The sequence below is a fragment of the Parasphingorhabdus halotolerans genome (assembly GCF_012516475.1).
Classification (GTDB): domain Bacteria; phylum Pseudomonadota; class Alphaproteobacteria; order Sphingomonadales; family Sphingomonadaceae; genus Parasphingorhabdus; species Parasphingorhabdus halotolerans.
On sequence record NZ_CP051217.1, the window covers coordinates 2,166,432 to 2,180,819 of the forward strand.

12 protein-coding genes are annotated in these 14,388 nt (G+C 52.0%); 6 read left to right on the forward strand and 6 right to left on the reverse strand.

Going from position 1 to position 14,388, the window contains the following annotated elements; translation table 11 throughout:
• Positions 1 to 42 precede the first annotated feature (42 nt).
• The 5 genes from HF685_RS10675 to HF685_RS10695 all read right to left on the reverse strand — a co-directional run bounded on the left by HF685_RS10675 (position 43) and on the right by HF685_RS10695 (position 7,346).
• The gene (locus tag HF685_RS10675; protein WP_168819881.1) at positions 43 to 855 is read right to left on the reverse strand and encodes an enoyl-CoA hydratase/isomerase family protein; all 813 of its coding nucleotides are present in this window, start codon (positions 853 to 855) and stop codon (positions 43 to 45) included.
• The gene (locus tag HF685_RS10680) at positions 852 to 2,474 is read right to left on the reverse strand and encodes an acyl-CoA carboxylase subunit beta (RefSeq protein WP_168819883.1); all 1,623 of its coding nucleotides are present in this window, start codon (positions 2,472 to 2,474) and stop codon (positions 852 to 854) included. The genes HF685_RS10675 and HF685_RS10680 overlap by 4 nt, the downstream gene beginning before the upstream one ends.
• Before the next feature lie 114 nt (positions 2,475 to 2,588).
• Positions 2,589 to 4,778 (reverse strand): 3-hydroxyacyl-CoA dehydrogenase NAD-binding domain-containing protein, encoded by a 2,190-nt coding sequence (locus tag HF685_RS10685; protein ID WP_168819885.1) that lies wholly within the window; start codon positions 4,776 to 4,778, stop codon positions 2,589 to 2,591.
• 50 nt (positions 4,779 to 4,828) lie between these two features.
• Positions 4,829 to 6,043 carry an acetyl-CoA C-acetyltransferase gene (locus tag HF685_RS10690; protein WP_168819887.1) on the reverse strand — a complete coding sequence of 405 codons (1,215 nt, stop codon included), beginning with the start codon at positions 6,041 to 6,043 and terminating at the stop codon, positions 4,829 to 4,831.
• A 142-nt stretch (positions 6,044 to 6,185) separates the two neighbouring features.
• On the reverse strand, positions 6,186 to 7,346 hold the full coding sequence (locus HF685_RS10695) for an acyl-CoA dehydrogenase family protein (protein ID WP_168819889.1): 1,161 nt from the start codon (positions 7,344 to 7,346) through the stop codon (positions 6,186 to 6,188).
• Between the two features lie 161 nt (positions 7,347 to 7,507).
• Here HF685_RS10695 and HF685_RS10700 point away from each other — a divergent pair, with 161 nt between their 5' ends.
• Positions 7,508 to 8,068, forward strand: a complete 561-nt coding sequence (locus HF685_RS10700) for an NADPH-dependent FMN reductase (protein WP_168819891.1) — start codon at positions 7,508 to 7,510, stop codon at positions 8,066 to 8,068.
• Positions 8,069 to 8,079: 11 nt separating this feature from the next.
• Here the strand turns inward: HF685_RS10700 and HF685_RS10705 are convergent, their stop codons facing one another.
• Positions 8,080 to 9,114, reverse strand: coding sequence for an SDR family NAD(P)-dependent oxidoreductase (locus tag HF685_RS10705; RefSeq protein WP_246218585.1), 1,035 nt, complete (start codon positions 9,112 to 9,114; stop codon positions 8,080 to 8,082).
• A 151-nt stretch (positions 9,115 to 9,265) separates the two neighbouring features.
• On the opposite strand from HF685_RS10705, the gene HF685_RS10710 reads away from it, so the two are divergent.
• The 5 genes from HF685_RS10710 to HF685_RS10730 all read left to right on the forward strand — a co-directional run bounded on the left by HF685_RS10710 (position 9,266) and on the right by HF685_RS10730 (position 14,382).
• Entirely contained in the window at positions 9,266 to 9,532 is a 267-nt protein-coding gene (locus HF685_RS10710; protein ID WP_168819893.1) for a spike base protein, RCAP_Rcc01079 family, read from the forward strand.
• The gene (locus HF685_RS10715; protein ID WP_168819895.1) at positions 9,532 to 10,800 is read left to right on the forward strand and encodes a hypothetical protein; all 1,269 of its coding nucleotides are present in this window, start codon (positions 9,532 to 9,534) and stop codon (positions 10,798 to 10,800) included. Before HF685_RS10710 ends, HF685_RS10715 begins: the two co-directional genes overlap by 1 nt.
• 283 nt (positions 10,801 to 11,083) lie before the next feature.
• Positions 11,084 to 12,478, forward strand: coding sequence for a sugar transferase (locus HF685_RS10720; protein WP_246218586.1), 1,395 nt, complete (start codon positions 11,084 to 11,086; stop codon positions 12,476 to 12,478).
• Positions 12,479 to 12,572: 94 nt separating this feature from the next.
• A complete protein-coding gene (locus HF685_RS10725) occupies positions 12,573 to 13,043 on the forward strand; it encodes a polysaccharide biosynthesis/export family protein (protein ID WP_168819897.1) in 471 nt (156 codons plus the stop codon).
• Between the two features lie 79 nt (positions 13,044 to 13,122).
• Complete coding sequence (locus HF685_RS10730) at positions 13,123 to 14,382, forward strand: outer membrane beta-barrel protein (RefSeq protein ID WP_168819899.1); 1,260 nt, start codon at positions 13,123 to 13,125, stop codon at positions 14,380 to 14,382.
• Positions 14,383 to 14,388 lie beyond the last annotated feature (6 nt).

Below are 14,388 nucleotides of genomic sequence, written 5' to 3' on the forward strand. Positions count from 1 at the left end.
TCGACAAGCTCAGGACGAACGGATTAGATGGCTGCACGAGACTCATTCTGGTTTCACCACCCAATTGGGTTTGCGCTTTTCAAAGAAACTCGCGACGCCTTCTTTCGCTTCGTCGCTTACCATGCGATCAGCAAAATTCTCTGCAGCCAGGTGGATCACTTCGTCACGACGTTTGCCTGAGATTTGACCGAGCAATTCCTTGGTCGCTGCAATAGCACCGGGGGCAGCGCCCAGAACCTGCTTGCGGATTTGCGTTTCGATGATTTCCAGTCCTGCGACATCATCCGCAATAAAGTCGGCAAAACCCAGTTCATGTGCTTCGGCCCCGTCAAAGCGGGCAGCTGTCAGCATAAGTCTGCGCCCGGTCGCGTAGCCGAGTTTCTGAATTACAAAGGGTGAAATCTGTGCAGGCGACAGTCCAATCGCCGTCTCGGTCATCGCAAAGCGGGCCCCGGTTTCGCAGAGTACAACGTCGGCGCAGCATGAGAGCCCAAAGCCACCAGCCATTGCCGCGCCTTCGATTAAAACGATAACGACTTGTGGCGCAGTATTGACCAGATCAAAGATTTCCGCTGCGCCGCTGGACATTTGGATGATCGCATTGCGGTCACCGCTCGTCTGAAAATTTTGTTTGAAGTTTTTGAGATCGGCGCCGGCACAAAATACCCCGCCGCGTCCGCGCAAAGTAATGCCGCGTACCGCACGATCATCACGAACGCTTTTTAGAACAGCAGCTAGCTCCGCCACCAAGGCGTCGCTTAGCGCGTTGCGATTGTCCGGTTGGTTGAACCAGATGGTAAGCCAGCCTTGTTTAAGTTCGAGTTCGAGCGTTTCGGTTTTTGGCAGTTCGGTCATATCCGCGCTACCCCGAAGGCATTGGGGTGCAGCGTCCGGTTCTGCGCCTCAAATATTGTTTCCAGCGCAAAGCCCAAAACCTTCCTTGTATCGCGCGGATCAATCACCCCATGATCCAAAACCCGGCCAGAGGTGAAAAACGCACTTTCCTGCGCCTCAAAAATATCCCGAATCCGTTTGTCCTGTTTGGCGATCATCTCTTCGTCCGGTTCCACACCCTTTCGTTTGGCCTGCACCCGCGCCACATGGCTCATCGTGTTGGCCGCCGAGGCGCCCGCCATCACGCCGGTTTTGGCATTGGGCCAGCTAAACAGGAAATCCGGTTCAAAGGCGACGCCGCTCATCCCGTAATTACCAGCGCCAAAGCTTGCGCCGATATACAGTGATAATTTCGGTACCCGGACGTTGGAAACCGCCTGGATCATTTTAGAGCCCAGCTTGATCATTCCCTTATGTTCGGACTCGGTACCAACAATATAGCCGGTGGTGTTGTTGAGGAAAATGATCGGCAGCTGTGATTGGTCGCATAACTGGAAAAAATGCGTCGCCTTGGCGGCGGCTTCGGGGTCGAATGGTCCGTTATTGCCGATCAGCCCGACCGCGTGACCCATGATGCTTGCCTGCATACAGACGGTTCCGGGGCCATAGCGCGATTTGAATTCCTCAAAATCAGAGCCATCGACAATCCGTGCCGCAACTTCACGCACGTCATAAGGAATCGTGTAATCGATAGGCACAATCCCGGCGATCTCATCAATGTCGTATATTGGTTCTTCATAATCGTTGCGACGGATAGGCATGGTGTTTTTGTTCCAGTCCAATCGTCCCAAAGTGTCACGGGCAATGGCAATGCCGTGTGCGTCATCGTCGGCCAGATATTCCACCGTGCCGGTTGTGCTGGCGTGCATCTCGGTGCCGCCCAGCTCACGGTCATCGGCAACTTCGCCGGTTGCCGCATGGACCAGAGCTGCTCCGCCCAACGCGGCCATGCCGTTTTCGCGTATCCCGACCACATAGTCGGACATGCCCGGCATATACGCCCCGCCGGCCGTCGAAGGCCCATGCAGGATGACCATGGTTGGAATACCAGCCGCGCTCAGCCAAGCCAGATTGCGGAACAGCATCCCACCATAGGCCCAAAGCTCGACCTTATATTCCATCAGGTTTGCGCCGGCACTTTCGACCAGGTGAATAAAGGGCAGTTTCAAATCTTGCGCAATTTTCTGAGCACCCTTGCAAGCATCCCATCCGCCCGTTGTCGCAGCTCCTGCACGAATGCCGCTATCATCAACCCAAATCATGCAGCGGACACCTTTGACAAAACCAATGCCTAAAATGACACTGCCTCCAGGGATGCTGGTCTCGGGATTGCTATCCTCGACGAGATAATTCGCCATATTATAAAGTCGCAGCCAAGGCATACCAGGATCAAGTAGTCGCGCAAGCCGCTCGTGCGGGGTTAACTGGCCGCGCTTTTCAAAAGTGGGCCGACGTTTCTCGGACGCTTCGACCGCGCGCCTTTCCAACGACCTTAGGTGATCGATGAGTTCCAACATATCAGTGCGATTTTGTACGAAACTATCGGACGCGGTTGCGACCTTCGACTTATATTGTGGCATATACTATCTTTATCCTGCCTCTCTCTATCTATGCTCTACTATGAACAGCACGCAATAAAAAGGGGCCGTTTGCATGATGCAACCGACCCCGAATTTTTAAGACCGTGAAGCGAGCTAAGCCGCCTTGTAGAAGCTTTCCCCTGCATCCGCTTTTTCGCGGAAGCTCATAGGAGGCTTGAACCGTTCGCCATGTTTTTGAGCTAGCGTGTCTGCCGTGCGCACAAAATTCCCGACGCCGATTGTATCAATTTCGCTCATCGGGCCGCCCGTATAAGGCGGGAACCCCCAGCCAAAAATTGCGCCGAGATCAGCAGATTGCGGATCGGATACAACGCCCTCGTGATAACATTGGGCGGTGGCGATAAGCTGGATATACATCAAACGTTGTTTGACGGTTTCAACATCCGGCTGCTCATCGGCGAGCGGGAAATGGTCAGCCAGACCCGGCCAAAGCTTCTTCGAACCATCATCGGCATATTCATAGAAACCACCGCCAAAGCGTCGACCCCGACGATCGACCTTTTTGACCATGATCTCCATCAAGTCTTCTGTTCCGCTTGGAACGTAAGAATCGCCCATTTCTTCTTTGGTCGAAGTCATGATGTCGTAGCCCAACTGCAAGGTGGTTTCGTCGACCACGGCGAGCGGACCAATCGGCATACCCATGGCAACAGCTGCATTTTCAATCAGTGCCGGTTTCACGCCTTCAGCGATCATTAGCATTGCTTCATTGGCATATGGCGGGAACACGCGGTTGGTGTAGAAGCCGCGAACGTCTTTAACCACAATCGGTGTCTTGCGGATTTTAGCATTGTAATCGAGCGCGACGGCCAGAGCCTTGTCACCGGTTTCTGCGCCAGGGATGATTTCCAGCAAGGGCATTCTTTCTACAGGAGAGAAAAAATGCATGCCTATAAATTGATCGGGCCGTTCGCTGTTCTTGGCAAGGCCGGTGATCGGCAGGGTCGAAGTGTTCGAGGCGAAAACCACATCCTTGCGGATCACTGCTTCGGTTTTCTTGATCACATCGGCCTTGATGTCGGGGCGCTCAAACACCGCTTCGATGATCAAATCGACATCCTTGAGGTCGTCATAATTGTCGGTAGGCGTGATCAAGGCCATGAAAGCTTCGGCCTTTTCCTTGGTCATCTTGCCGCGCGCGACATTCTTGTCGACGATCTTCTGGCTATAGGCGACGGCTTTCTGTGCTTCTTCCATACTCCGGTCGAGGACAATTACATTCATCCCGCCTTTGGCCGTAACGTGGGTGATGCCGGAACCCATCAGGCCAGCACCGAGTACGCCAACGGTCTTTAGGTCAGAGGCGGGAACGCCCTTTGGACGAGCCGCACCTTTTTCAGCCGCCTGTTTGTTAATGAACAAAGTGCGGATCATGTTTTTGGCTTGCGGGCCGCTCAAGAGCTTCGTGAAATATTTGCTTTCCACGCGCAGCGCAGTGTCCATCGGCAACATCGAACCTTCATAAAGGCAGGAGAGGATCGCCTTGACCGCCTCATAATTGCCTTTCGACTGTTTGAGTGCGATCGCGGAACTGCCCATGTAAAGCGGCACGGCGCGCGGGTCCATCGAACCGGCGCCTCCAGGGAATTTGTAGCCTTTCTTATCCCAGGGCGCGGATGCTTTCGGATTGGCTTTTACCCATGCTTTGGCTTTGTCGACCACTTCGTCGTGCGGAACGACTTCGTTGACGATATTTTGCGCCAGTGCCGCTTGCGGGTTCATCGGTTGGCCCATCATGATCGCCATGCCTGCCGCTTGCAAACCAGCGAGGCGTGGCAGGCGTTGCGTGCCGCCGCCGCCCGGTAGCAAACCAACTTGTACTTCAGGAAGGCCGAGTTGAATCTTCGGATTGTCTGAACAGACACGGTAATGGCAGGCAAGCGCCAGTTCCAGACCACCACCCAGAGCAAGGCCATGCAATGCACATGCGACGGGTTTGGCGTGGGCTGTACCTTTGAGCAAATCCTTGGCCGAATGACCACCGGTTTCCATGCGGCGCAAATTGGCGTTTAATCCCCAAGCCATTTCAAAGGCCTCTTTTGTGGTTTGTGCCTTGGAAGATCCAAGCATGTTGAGGTCAGCACCTGCAAGAAAACCGGATGCTTTGCCCGAGACCAAAACGGCGCCTCTGATGTCGTCATTATTGATAAGCTCATCAACAAATCTTGGAAATTCTTCCATCAACGCGTCGTCCCATACGTTCATTGGTTTGCCGGGAACGTCGATGGTGACGAGCGCGACGCCGTCGCTGTCGATATCCACTGTCATTGTTTCGTAGGTCATATTTTTGTCCTGCTAAATTTCTATAGGTTGGGTGGGGCCAAACGTTCCGCCTAGTTCACCCGCTCAATGATTGTGGCGATGCCCATGCCGCCGCCGATGCATAAAGTTGTGAGAGCGGTTTGCTTGTTGGAACGCTCCAGCTCATCAAGCACAGTTCCAAGGATCATTGCACCGGTTGCACCCAACGGATGGCCCATCGCAATCGCGCCGCCGTTTACGTTCATAACGCTGTGATCGACATTCATTGCATCCATGAAGCGCAGAACGACAGCTGCAAAAGCCTCGTTGAGTTCCCAGATATCAATATCATTGGCTGACATTCCAGCACGATCCAATGCCTTCTTGGCGGCAAACTCCGGTCCTGTGAGCATGATCGTCGGTTCGCTGCCAATCGCTGCCATTGAGACGATTCGCGCGCGTGATTTGAGATTATATTTGTCGCCTGCCATTTCGTTGCCAAGCAATACGGCGGCAGAACCATCAACGATGCCGGAGCTATTGCCAGCGTGATGGACGTGGTTGATCTTTTCGACATCGGGATGCTTCAAGATTGCAACATCATTAAAGCCGGGCATCTGCTCGCCCATCATCTGGAAAGCTGGGCTCAATGCGCCAAGTGATTGCATATTGGTTTCAGGCCGCATCAACTCATCATGATCAAGCACGGTCTCGCCGATCACATCCTTGATTGGCAGGATGGATTTTGCAAAGCGCTTTTCATCCCATGCTTTGGCTGCGCGCTTTTGGCTTTCTACGGCATAAGCGTCCACATCATCACGGCTGTAGCCATATTTGGTAGCAATCAGATCAGCGGAAATGCCCTGCGGGATGAAATATTCCTGAAACACCAAAGTGGGGTCGGCCATACCGCCCATGCCGTCGCTACCCATGGGTACGCGGGACATGGATTCGATGCCGCCGCCAATGGCGAGGTCGGTTTCACCCGCTTTAACCTTTGCTGCCGCCAGATTGACCGCTTCGAGGCCTGAACCGCAAAAGCGGTTTACCTGAATGGCCGACGTCGTTTCTGCATAGCCTGCTTTGAGCACTGCCGAGCGGCTAATAACTGCTCCTTGTTCGCCGACCGGTGAGACGCAGCCAAAAGCCACATCTTCTACTTCATGCCCTTCCAAGCCGTTGCGATCGTTGACCGAGGCAAGAACCTGCGAGGCGAGATCAAGAGCGGTAATTTCGTGCAGGCTACCGTCGCTGCGGCCTTTGCCGCGCGGGCTGCGAACAGCGTCATAGATAAAGGCTTCGGTCATAAAATAGTCCTCTTAAGTAGAAGAAGGGGAAAGCTGATTGTGCAAAGCTAATGCTGCGCCGCAACACAGTCAAGCAGTTTACGTAAACGTCAATTAGACAACATGCGAATCACTATCCGCGTCGGGGTGACGTCATCATAACCTATTCGAGGATTGATTGATATTTCTGGCTGAACACATCGCGACCAACAATATAACGCATGATTTCTGAGCTACCGGCATAAATCCGGCTCATTCGTGCATCGGTGAAAATCCGGCTAATTTCATATTCCCTCATATAGCCAGCGCCGCCATGGAGCTGCAGACCAAGGTCGGCCATTTCCCACTCGATTTCACTGCCGAGCATCTTGCCTTTGGCGGCGATGTTGGCATTTAGTCCGCCCTGATTATGTACTTCGACGCAATGGTCGATATAGACTTGCAGCATATCAATCTTGGCATCCATTTCGGCCATTTTAAACTGCGTATTCTGCATATCAGACAGTTTTTTTCCAAACACATCGCGCTCCATCACGAACTCGCGGGTCACATCAAACGCGCGACGCGCAGAAGCCGCATAGCCGACCATTGCGATCAGCCGTTCTTCGGCCAGCCCTTCCATCAAATGGACAAAGCCTTTGCCGGGAGTACCCAGCGTATTTTCTTTCGGAATTTTTACATCGTTGAAAAACAACTCAGCGGTATCCTGGGCATGCAAGCCAATTTTTTCCAGATTCTGACCGCGTTCAAAGCCTTCCATCCCGCGTTCAACAATCAGCAAGACCATCGCATGCTTGTCATCAATCCCGTCGATTTTTGCAGCAGCAATCACCACGTCTGCGTTAATCCCGTTGGAAATATAGGTTTTGGAACCGTTTAATATCCAATGATCGCCCATATCCTTGGCCGTAGATTTCATGCCGGAGAGATCGCTGCCTGCACCTGGCTCTGTCATCGCTACAGCGAGTATAGTTTCGCCGGTCACGCATTTGGGGAGAAATCGCTCGCGTTGTTCCTCGTTACCGATATTCTTGAAATAAGGTCCGACAAGGCGGCTATGCAGGGTGTTGTACCATTCGGCGCAGCCGGCCCGGGTCGTTTCTTCAATGATGATCTGCTCGTAGCGGAAATCATCATCGCCCATCCCGCCATATTTTTCATCTGGCCAAATCATTAAAAAGCCCTGGTCGCCTGCTTTTTTGAAAATTTCGCGATCAACTATGCCCGCTTCACGAAATTCGTCCATTCTGGGAGCCACTTGTTCTGCCAGAAAACGGCGATAGGCATCGCGGAACATATGTTGCTCTTCGGTAAATTTACGCATGGGGAGTCCTTTATTGCAAAGCTGATGGATGCTGTATTTCGGAAAATTCTAAGCTCGGTAATCCTCTAGCGGCAGCTGTTTAACTGGTCAATTAAGTAGCATGGGGTCGCTGCAACGATCGCGACTGTTGCAAAACAGAATAAACCACCGATAAGAGGTTGATGGCAAAAAAACCTTTTATTCTAGGCCTTGGCGGCACAACCAATCCGGAATCATCAACCGAACAGGCGCTGGCAATAGCGCTGCAGAGCGCGAATGAAGCTGGTGCTGACACGGAACTTTTTGGTTCGCATCGGCTCATGTTGCTGCCACATTATCGCTCTGATCCTGCAGGTCTCAATGATACCGGTAAGGACCTTGTCGAACTGGTACGCCGCGCTGATGGCGTCTTGCTGTCGAGTCCGGGGTATCACGGCACGGTATCCGGGTTGGTAAAAAATGCGATTGATTATATCGAAGAAACGTCAGGAGATGAGCGCGTCTATCTCGACGGCATACCTATTGGATTGATTGTTACAGCGCATGGCTGGCAAGCGGTCGGCAGTACTTTGGCTGCGCTGCGTTCCATTGTTCATTCATTGCGGGGCTGGCCGACCCCCCTGGGTGTAGGGATTAATGCTCTGGGCGGAATGTTTTGTGATGGAGTTTGTTCGGACGATGGTGTGAACGAACAGCTCAATCTGGTGGCACAACAAGTCATGTTGCGGGCCGAGACGCGCTAGTTATTGCCTAGTTATTCGGGTGCGGAGTTCCCGTAAAATTCACGGTACCAGCTAACAAACTGTTTCAGTCCATGCTCGAGCATAACCTTCGGCTGATAGCCGGTAAGAGCATGAAGCTTCGACACATCGGCATAAGTGGCCGTTACATCGCCCGGCTGCATCGGCCGCATAATCTTCTCTGCCTCAATGCCTAATGCGTCTTCCAGCGCCTTGATCATTTCCATTAAACCCACGGGACGGCTGTCGCCAATATTCAGGACCCGGTGCGCACCGACTTCGGGCGGATTGTCGAGTGCACCCAAAATTCCATCGACAATGTCATCAATATAGGTGAAATCGCGCGCCATTTTGCCCTCGCCATACACTTCGATTGGTTCTCCAGCGAGAATCTTCTTGGTAAACCCGAAATAGGCCATATCGGGGCGACCCCACGGGCCATACACCGTGAAGAAGCGCAATCCCGTTTGTGGGAATCCGTATAGCTTGGCATAGGACTGACTCATCAATTCGCACGAGCGTTTGGTGGCGGCATATAGTGATACCGGATCGGTAGCGGGTTCTTCTTCCTTAAAACCCTCTCCGCCCATTGGTTTGTCGCCATAGACCGAGCTGGATGATGCGTAGACCAGATGTTCGAAATTCTCGGTATGGCGGCTGGCTTCAAGCAGCGACAAATGACCCAGTAGATTGGATTTTTGATAAGCGAACGGGTTTTCAATACTGTAGCGCACGCCCGCTTGCGCCGCGAGATGAATGATGCGCTTTATGCCATGACCCCGAACCAACTGGTCTACCGCTTCATTATCGGAAATATCCATTTCAATAAATTCGACGCCCTGGAGCGCCTGCAAATTTGTGAGCCGCGCTGCTTTGAGTTCCGGGTCATAATAGTCGTTGAGATTATCGATTCCGACAACTCTCTCACCTCGGGCAACCAGAGCGTGGGACACCGCATGGCCGATAAAACCCGCCGCGCCAGTTACCAAAACCCGGTCTTGCCGCGCCTTCTCCATGCCAAGGTTCATTTCAGATCTTTCGTTTGCCATCTCTTAAAGCGGATCGCTTAGCAGCTATTGGTAAATAATTCGAATGTCAGTTCTCGCGACCGCGCAAACGATGCCCGCAAGAAAGTCCTTTCCTACATAAATCCTATTTGGTTAGTACATGATTCGACATTCACCAAAAAAGGATATCAGCATGAATGACAAATATGCCCGCACTACACAAAGCGTGATGGCACCAGCCGGTAGCAGTTTTAACATCGCGCCCGATGACTCGGCTTCTCTCCCGATGATCAGCAAGGCATTATATGTCGGTACTGGCGGTGATCTGGTGGTCCAGCTCGTCCATGATGATAGCGATCGCGTTTTCAAAAATATTGCAAGCGGCGCAATACTCGATGTTCGCGCCAGCCATGTGCGGGCGTCGGGGACAACGGCCGCCGATATCATCGGGTTGGCATAATGGCTGGCTTCGGATTCGGTTTTGGTAGCCGCCAGTCGCCAACAGCGGTTCAGGCCGGCAATCATCCCGGTGCAGACCTTATCCCGGCAGGAACCAAATTATATGTTGTTGGAGACAGTCTGAGCTATGCCGAGCAGGATAGTTTCCCTTCCGGATATATAACATGGTTGATTGGCGAGGCTGATGGCCGGTTTATCTTTCCCTCGACAACCAATCCCGGTGTTGGCGATGGATCAGGCACCACTGGCGGCAATATGGCCATCAAGGGCCAGGCCCCCTCAGGCTATGCAGCGCGCGCCGTTGCCATCGCGAATGTTGTTGATGATGGTATCCTGATACTCGGGGGCATCGAAAACGGACCCGGCAGTGCAGCCGATGAATGGGCGCATTTCGATGCGGTGATATCAGCCTGTTCCGCTGCCCGGAAAATATATATCACGCCAGTAGCGCCGACCAAAAGCACTTATCTTGATGGCGGCATCCGGAAAGCCGAGTTTGACGCTATGGCAGCAGCCGACGGCCGCGTAACGTTTCTGTCCAACTGCTGGGCCGGAATCGAACTGGCCACCAGCGCAACAACAACCGGAGTCCATAGCTATGATACGCCGGGCGTTCACCAAACCCCGCTTGGGGCAAAGCTGCAGGCTGCCAATATGTGGGCTCAAATGGCGCCCGATTGGAAAACCGGCTCTGCTTACGACCAGTTTGAGATTGCCGACAACTTCATGGCGGCCGAAAGCTATCTAACCGGGGATAGCGGTGGGCTGGCAAGCGGATATTCGCTGGTCAATCCATCTGGCGCCGCGATATCACCAAGCAAAGGTGTTTTGCGCGACTGGAACAGCCAGGTTTTGGAAATAAGCGGTACCGCTGCCTCGACTTCGATCTGCTCAATCCGCAACAACGGTTTTGCTCATAACTTCGTTGCCGGAGATATCATTCAAGGTGTCATGGCACTAAAAATAAGCAATCTGGCCGGTGATGGACCGCCTGTTGGCTTGCGCTCGATTGGTGGTCCGAGTTTTTACTATAACAAGGTGCGGTGGGGCAGCCAATATTATGCCAGCGGTGCACAGGGCTCACTCTCTCCGGCGGCCGACATTGACTATATTGTCCGTTCCCGCAATCCTTCCACGGCGGATGTTGTCAGCAGTGGCAATGGCTTGAATTTCGATATGCCATTCTCTCTTGTTCCCGGCCTCGCAGACTGCCGGATCGAGATCGCGCGTCCGATGGGCTTTAATCTCACCCAGCTTGGATTAGATTAAAATTTAAACGTCTCCGATTCGGTGGAAATCCGGTACGGATCCCCGGCCAATTTGACGAGAGCGGATTTGACAGTTTAAGCCAACGCGAAATTAGGTATATTTATCAATAAGTTAATATCCGTCCCATCCCGACCGCAAGCCGCGATTTTGGTTACAAAATTTCACCAGGATCAATAAGCTAACGAGAACAGGCGCGTCCACAAGGTTGGTTGTGGAACGGGAGTCACGATTTTGTCGGTCATCGGAACCAACAAATCGAATCTATTGTTGGAAGGGGCCGGCGGTGCAAATCACTCCATCGATGCAGTGTGATATAGCTTTGGCGCAATCCACCAATCGGTGGTTTTCCATTCCGGCATATCAATTGCGTCTTTCGATCGGTTGCGGCGTGGTGATTTTCGATATGGTGGTAATATGCATCGCATCGGCATTTTTCCTATTCCGGTTCCCTATCGGCCAAGCCTTGATTCCGAACATTGAAGCACAATTTCTCTTTGCTGTTTTCTACCTGGTATTTGCCATTACCGCGCGAGCCTTTCATTTCGATAAACTGCTGCATTTTCGCAAATCAGCATCGTCGGTCGTGCTTCCCATATTTTACGCCCTTCTAACAATATTCGCTATAAAGTTTGTCCTGCACCGTGAGATTGTGAACGTGTTTTCAATGGTTTTCGCAACCGGCGCTCTTTTAACCATCGCCGCTCTATCTCTTCGAATGGCAGTTAGGAGTTTGATCGGCAAAAACTCCCAATCAAACTTGTTTGACAATGTTCTCGTTGTTGACTCGGTTCAAGTTCAGGTGCCCGCCGGATTTCGAACTATTGATGCTCACGCGCGCGGTCTGGAACCAGACCCAGATAATCCGCTTATGCGCCACTGGGCGGCCGATTCCCTTCAACATGCTGATCGCGTCGTAATCGCGTGTAACGCCGAGCGATGTGAACGTTGGGCACAGTTTTTAAGTGGCAGCCAGAGTGAGATTCGGTTCTACGTTCCGAATGCGAGTGGCCTTGGCATATTTTCCACCGGCACCATTCAACATGATATATTCTTGAAACCGAAAATTGCCCTGAACCCGGATCAGCGATGTCTCAAACGCATTTTTGATATCTGCGGCGCAATAATTTTGTTGTTTCTGTTCATACCATTAATGCTGTTAACGGGGCTGCTTGTGAAATTGGATCACCCCGGCCCCATGATTTTCGAACAAGTTCGCATTGGTCGTGGGAACCGGCTTTTCCCACTGTATAAATTCCGCAGTCTCAAAACCAAAAGCACTGATTTTTCGGGCCAAAAATCCGTAACCCAATCGGATGATCGCATGACGTCAATTGGCAAGTTCATAAGAGCTACAAGCATTGATGAGCTGCCCCAGCTGCTGAATGTGCTGCGGGGTGAGATGAGTCTTGTCGGTCCCCGCCCCCACGCTTTGGCATCTCAGGCAGAAAACCAATTATTCTGGGAAATCGATCAAGACTATTGGCGCCGTCATGCCATCAAACCGGGAATGACGGGACTCGCGCAAATACGTGGCTTTCGAGGCGCGACCGACGAGCGGGTTGATCTTGTCAACCGGCTCAAATCCGACATGGACTATTTACGGGATTGGTCGATCTGGCGCGACATATATATTCTCGCCGCTACTCCCTTTGTGCTGATCCACAAAAATGCATATTAGGACCATAGTTCATGCAGCCGTTTTAGCCATTGTTTGTGGGTTTTTAGTATCCTGCGCACCGGCGACCCGAGTCTCTGCAGATGTGCCACCTCTGATGCAAAGCGCTTCAGGCTATTTTCTCGGCGCTGGTGATCGTTTGAAGCTGGGCCTTTATGGCGATGATAGTTTCTCAGGCGAATATGCAGTCTCGACACTGGGCAATCTTTCCCTTCCCCTGATTGGAAATATCAAAGCGTCGGGAAAGACAATCGAGCAACTGCAAGATGACATAGTCCAGCGACTGGCCGCCGGATATTATACAGATCCGCGATTATCAGCCGAGATTGTCGCATTCAGGCCGTTCTATATTCTCGGAGAAGTGAATCGACCCGGAAACTACCCCTACACAGCCGGGCTCACGCTCCATCAAGCGGTAGCCATCGCAGGTGGCTATACGTATCGTGCCAACACCGGAAAGCTCACTCTGCAAAGAGAAGGCGCAGCCTACAATATCCGGATACGCAGCGACGGAAAACTTATCATTGGCCCCGGTGATACGATATTGATTTTGGAAAGATATTTCTGATTTGGCGGCAAGAAATATCCCAGCAAGCAATATTGGAAATAGACGCGCAACTATTTTGCGGCTGGCGCCATTGGTAATATTGACAACGACACAGCCTGTTCGCGCGCAACTCATCTTTGATGCTGATAATATACGCGCAGCAGATGATCCGTTCCGTGATGACCGCATGATTGACATGCAGGTGCGGCAGCAAAACAGGTTTGTACCGAGCGGACTGCGTATTGGTGCGACGACGATCTACCCGGAACTTACGCTGTTGCAGGAATATGATGATAATCTGTTTGGTAGTTCCGAGGGTAACGCGCAAGACATGCGCCTTGCCTTTCAACCCCGCATTGCGATCGTCGGAAATAATCCCTCGAATCAATTTCGGCTAACTGGTCAGTTCACATTCAACCGCCACTTGCGCTTTACTCAGGAAAATACAGATGCATTTTCCGGAAATCTAGAAACGCGTACCGTAACTTCCCGTGGCTATTCAGTCGAATTCATCTCTGCTTATGGTCGATACGCCGAAGACCGCGCTGATCGTTTTGCTACGGTTACCAACGCGCAGCCGGTTATTTTTACCCGATTTCAGGCTCGCGCCAATATCCGCAAGACGGCTGGCCGGTTGCTCGCCATAGTAAGCATGGAGGCGCTGGACTATGACTACCGCGATGGTCGATTGAGAAGTGATCGATCGGTCATATTGCCCGAAAGCCAGCGCAGCAGGCAAGAATATCGACCTTCGGTGGAAACGGAATATGCGTTCAGTCCTGACACCGCGATTTTCACCAGCTTCCGTTATAATCGTCAGGTTTATAAAGCTCCTGCTGGGAATCTCTCTATTCAGCGCGACACCTCGGGTTTTGAACTGGGCGCGGGTGTCCGTTTCAAACTTACGCCCGTGATCGAATTTACAGCAGCGACCGGATATCTTGAACAATATTATGCGGCCCCACTACTCGCTGCCAAAGGCATATCCACTGAGGCCGAGATAAAGTGGCTACCGACCCTACTGACTAGCGTTGAGGCCAGTTTCTCGAGGAAAATTGAAGATGGAGGTTCCCTTGCCTTTGGCAGCCGTTTTGTAAACGAAACAGAAGTTTCAATTGACCATGAGTTGCGCCGGCATCTCATCCTGAATTTTCTCGGGCGGCAAGAAAATTACAAATTGGCGCAAGCGGATCGGCACATAAGCCGGCTATTTCTGGAAACCGGAGCGGTGTGGCGTTTAAGCCCCTTGATAGCCATCCATGGGCGTTATCAATTTCTGGATCAATCAGCCGGCAAACGATTCAAAGATCAATCATTCCATCAATCCCGATTCACTTTCTCACTGAAAATTACAGCATGAGTATTT

Bases quoted from the DNA above. Each gene is read 5' to 3' on its own strand.
- HF685_RS10715 (WP_168819895.1), top strand. From the start codon at position 9,532: ATGGCTGGCTTCGGATTCGGTTTTGGTAGCCGCCAGTCGCCAACAGCG.
- HF685_RS10710 (WP_168819893.1), top strand. From the start codon at position 9,266: ATGAATGACAAATATGCCCGCACTACACAAAGCGTGATGGCACCAGCC.
- HF685_RS10725 (WP_168819897.1), top strand. From the start codon at position 12,573: ATGCAAAGCGCTTCAGGCTATTTTCTCGGCGCTGGTGATCGTTTGAAG.
- HF685_RS10695 (WP_168819889.1), bottom strand. From the start codon at position 7,346: ATGCGTAAATTTACCGAAGAGCAACATATGTTCCGCGATGCCTATCGC.
- HF685_RS10700 (WP_168819891.1), top strand. From the start codon at position 7,508: ATGGCAAAAAAACCTTTTATTCTAGGCCTTGGCGGCACAACCAATCCG.
- HF685_RS10675 (WP_168819881.1), bottom strand. From the start codon at position 855: ATGACCGAACTGCCAAAAACCGAAACGCTCGAACTCGAACTTAAACAA.
- HF685_RS10705 (WP_246218585.1), bottom strand. From the start codon at position 9,114: ATGGCAAACGAAAGATCTGAAATGAACCTTGGCATGGAGAAGGCGCGG.
- HF685_RS10685 (WP_168819885.1), bottom strand. From the start codon at position 4,778: ATGACCTACGAAACAATGACAGTGGATATCGACAGCGACGGCGTCGCG.
- HF685_RS10680 (WP_168819883.1), bottom strand. From the start codon at position 2,474: ATGCCACAATATAAGTCGAAGGTCGCAACCGCGTCCGATAGTTTCGTA.
- HF685_RS10690 (WP_168819887.1), bottom strand. From the start codon at position 6,043: ATGACCGAAGCCTTTATCTATGACGCTGTTCGCAGCCCGCGCGGCAAA.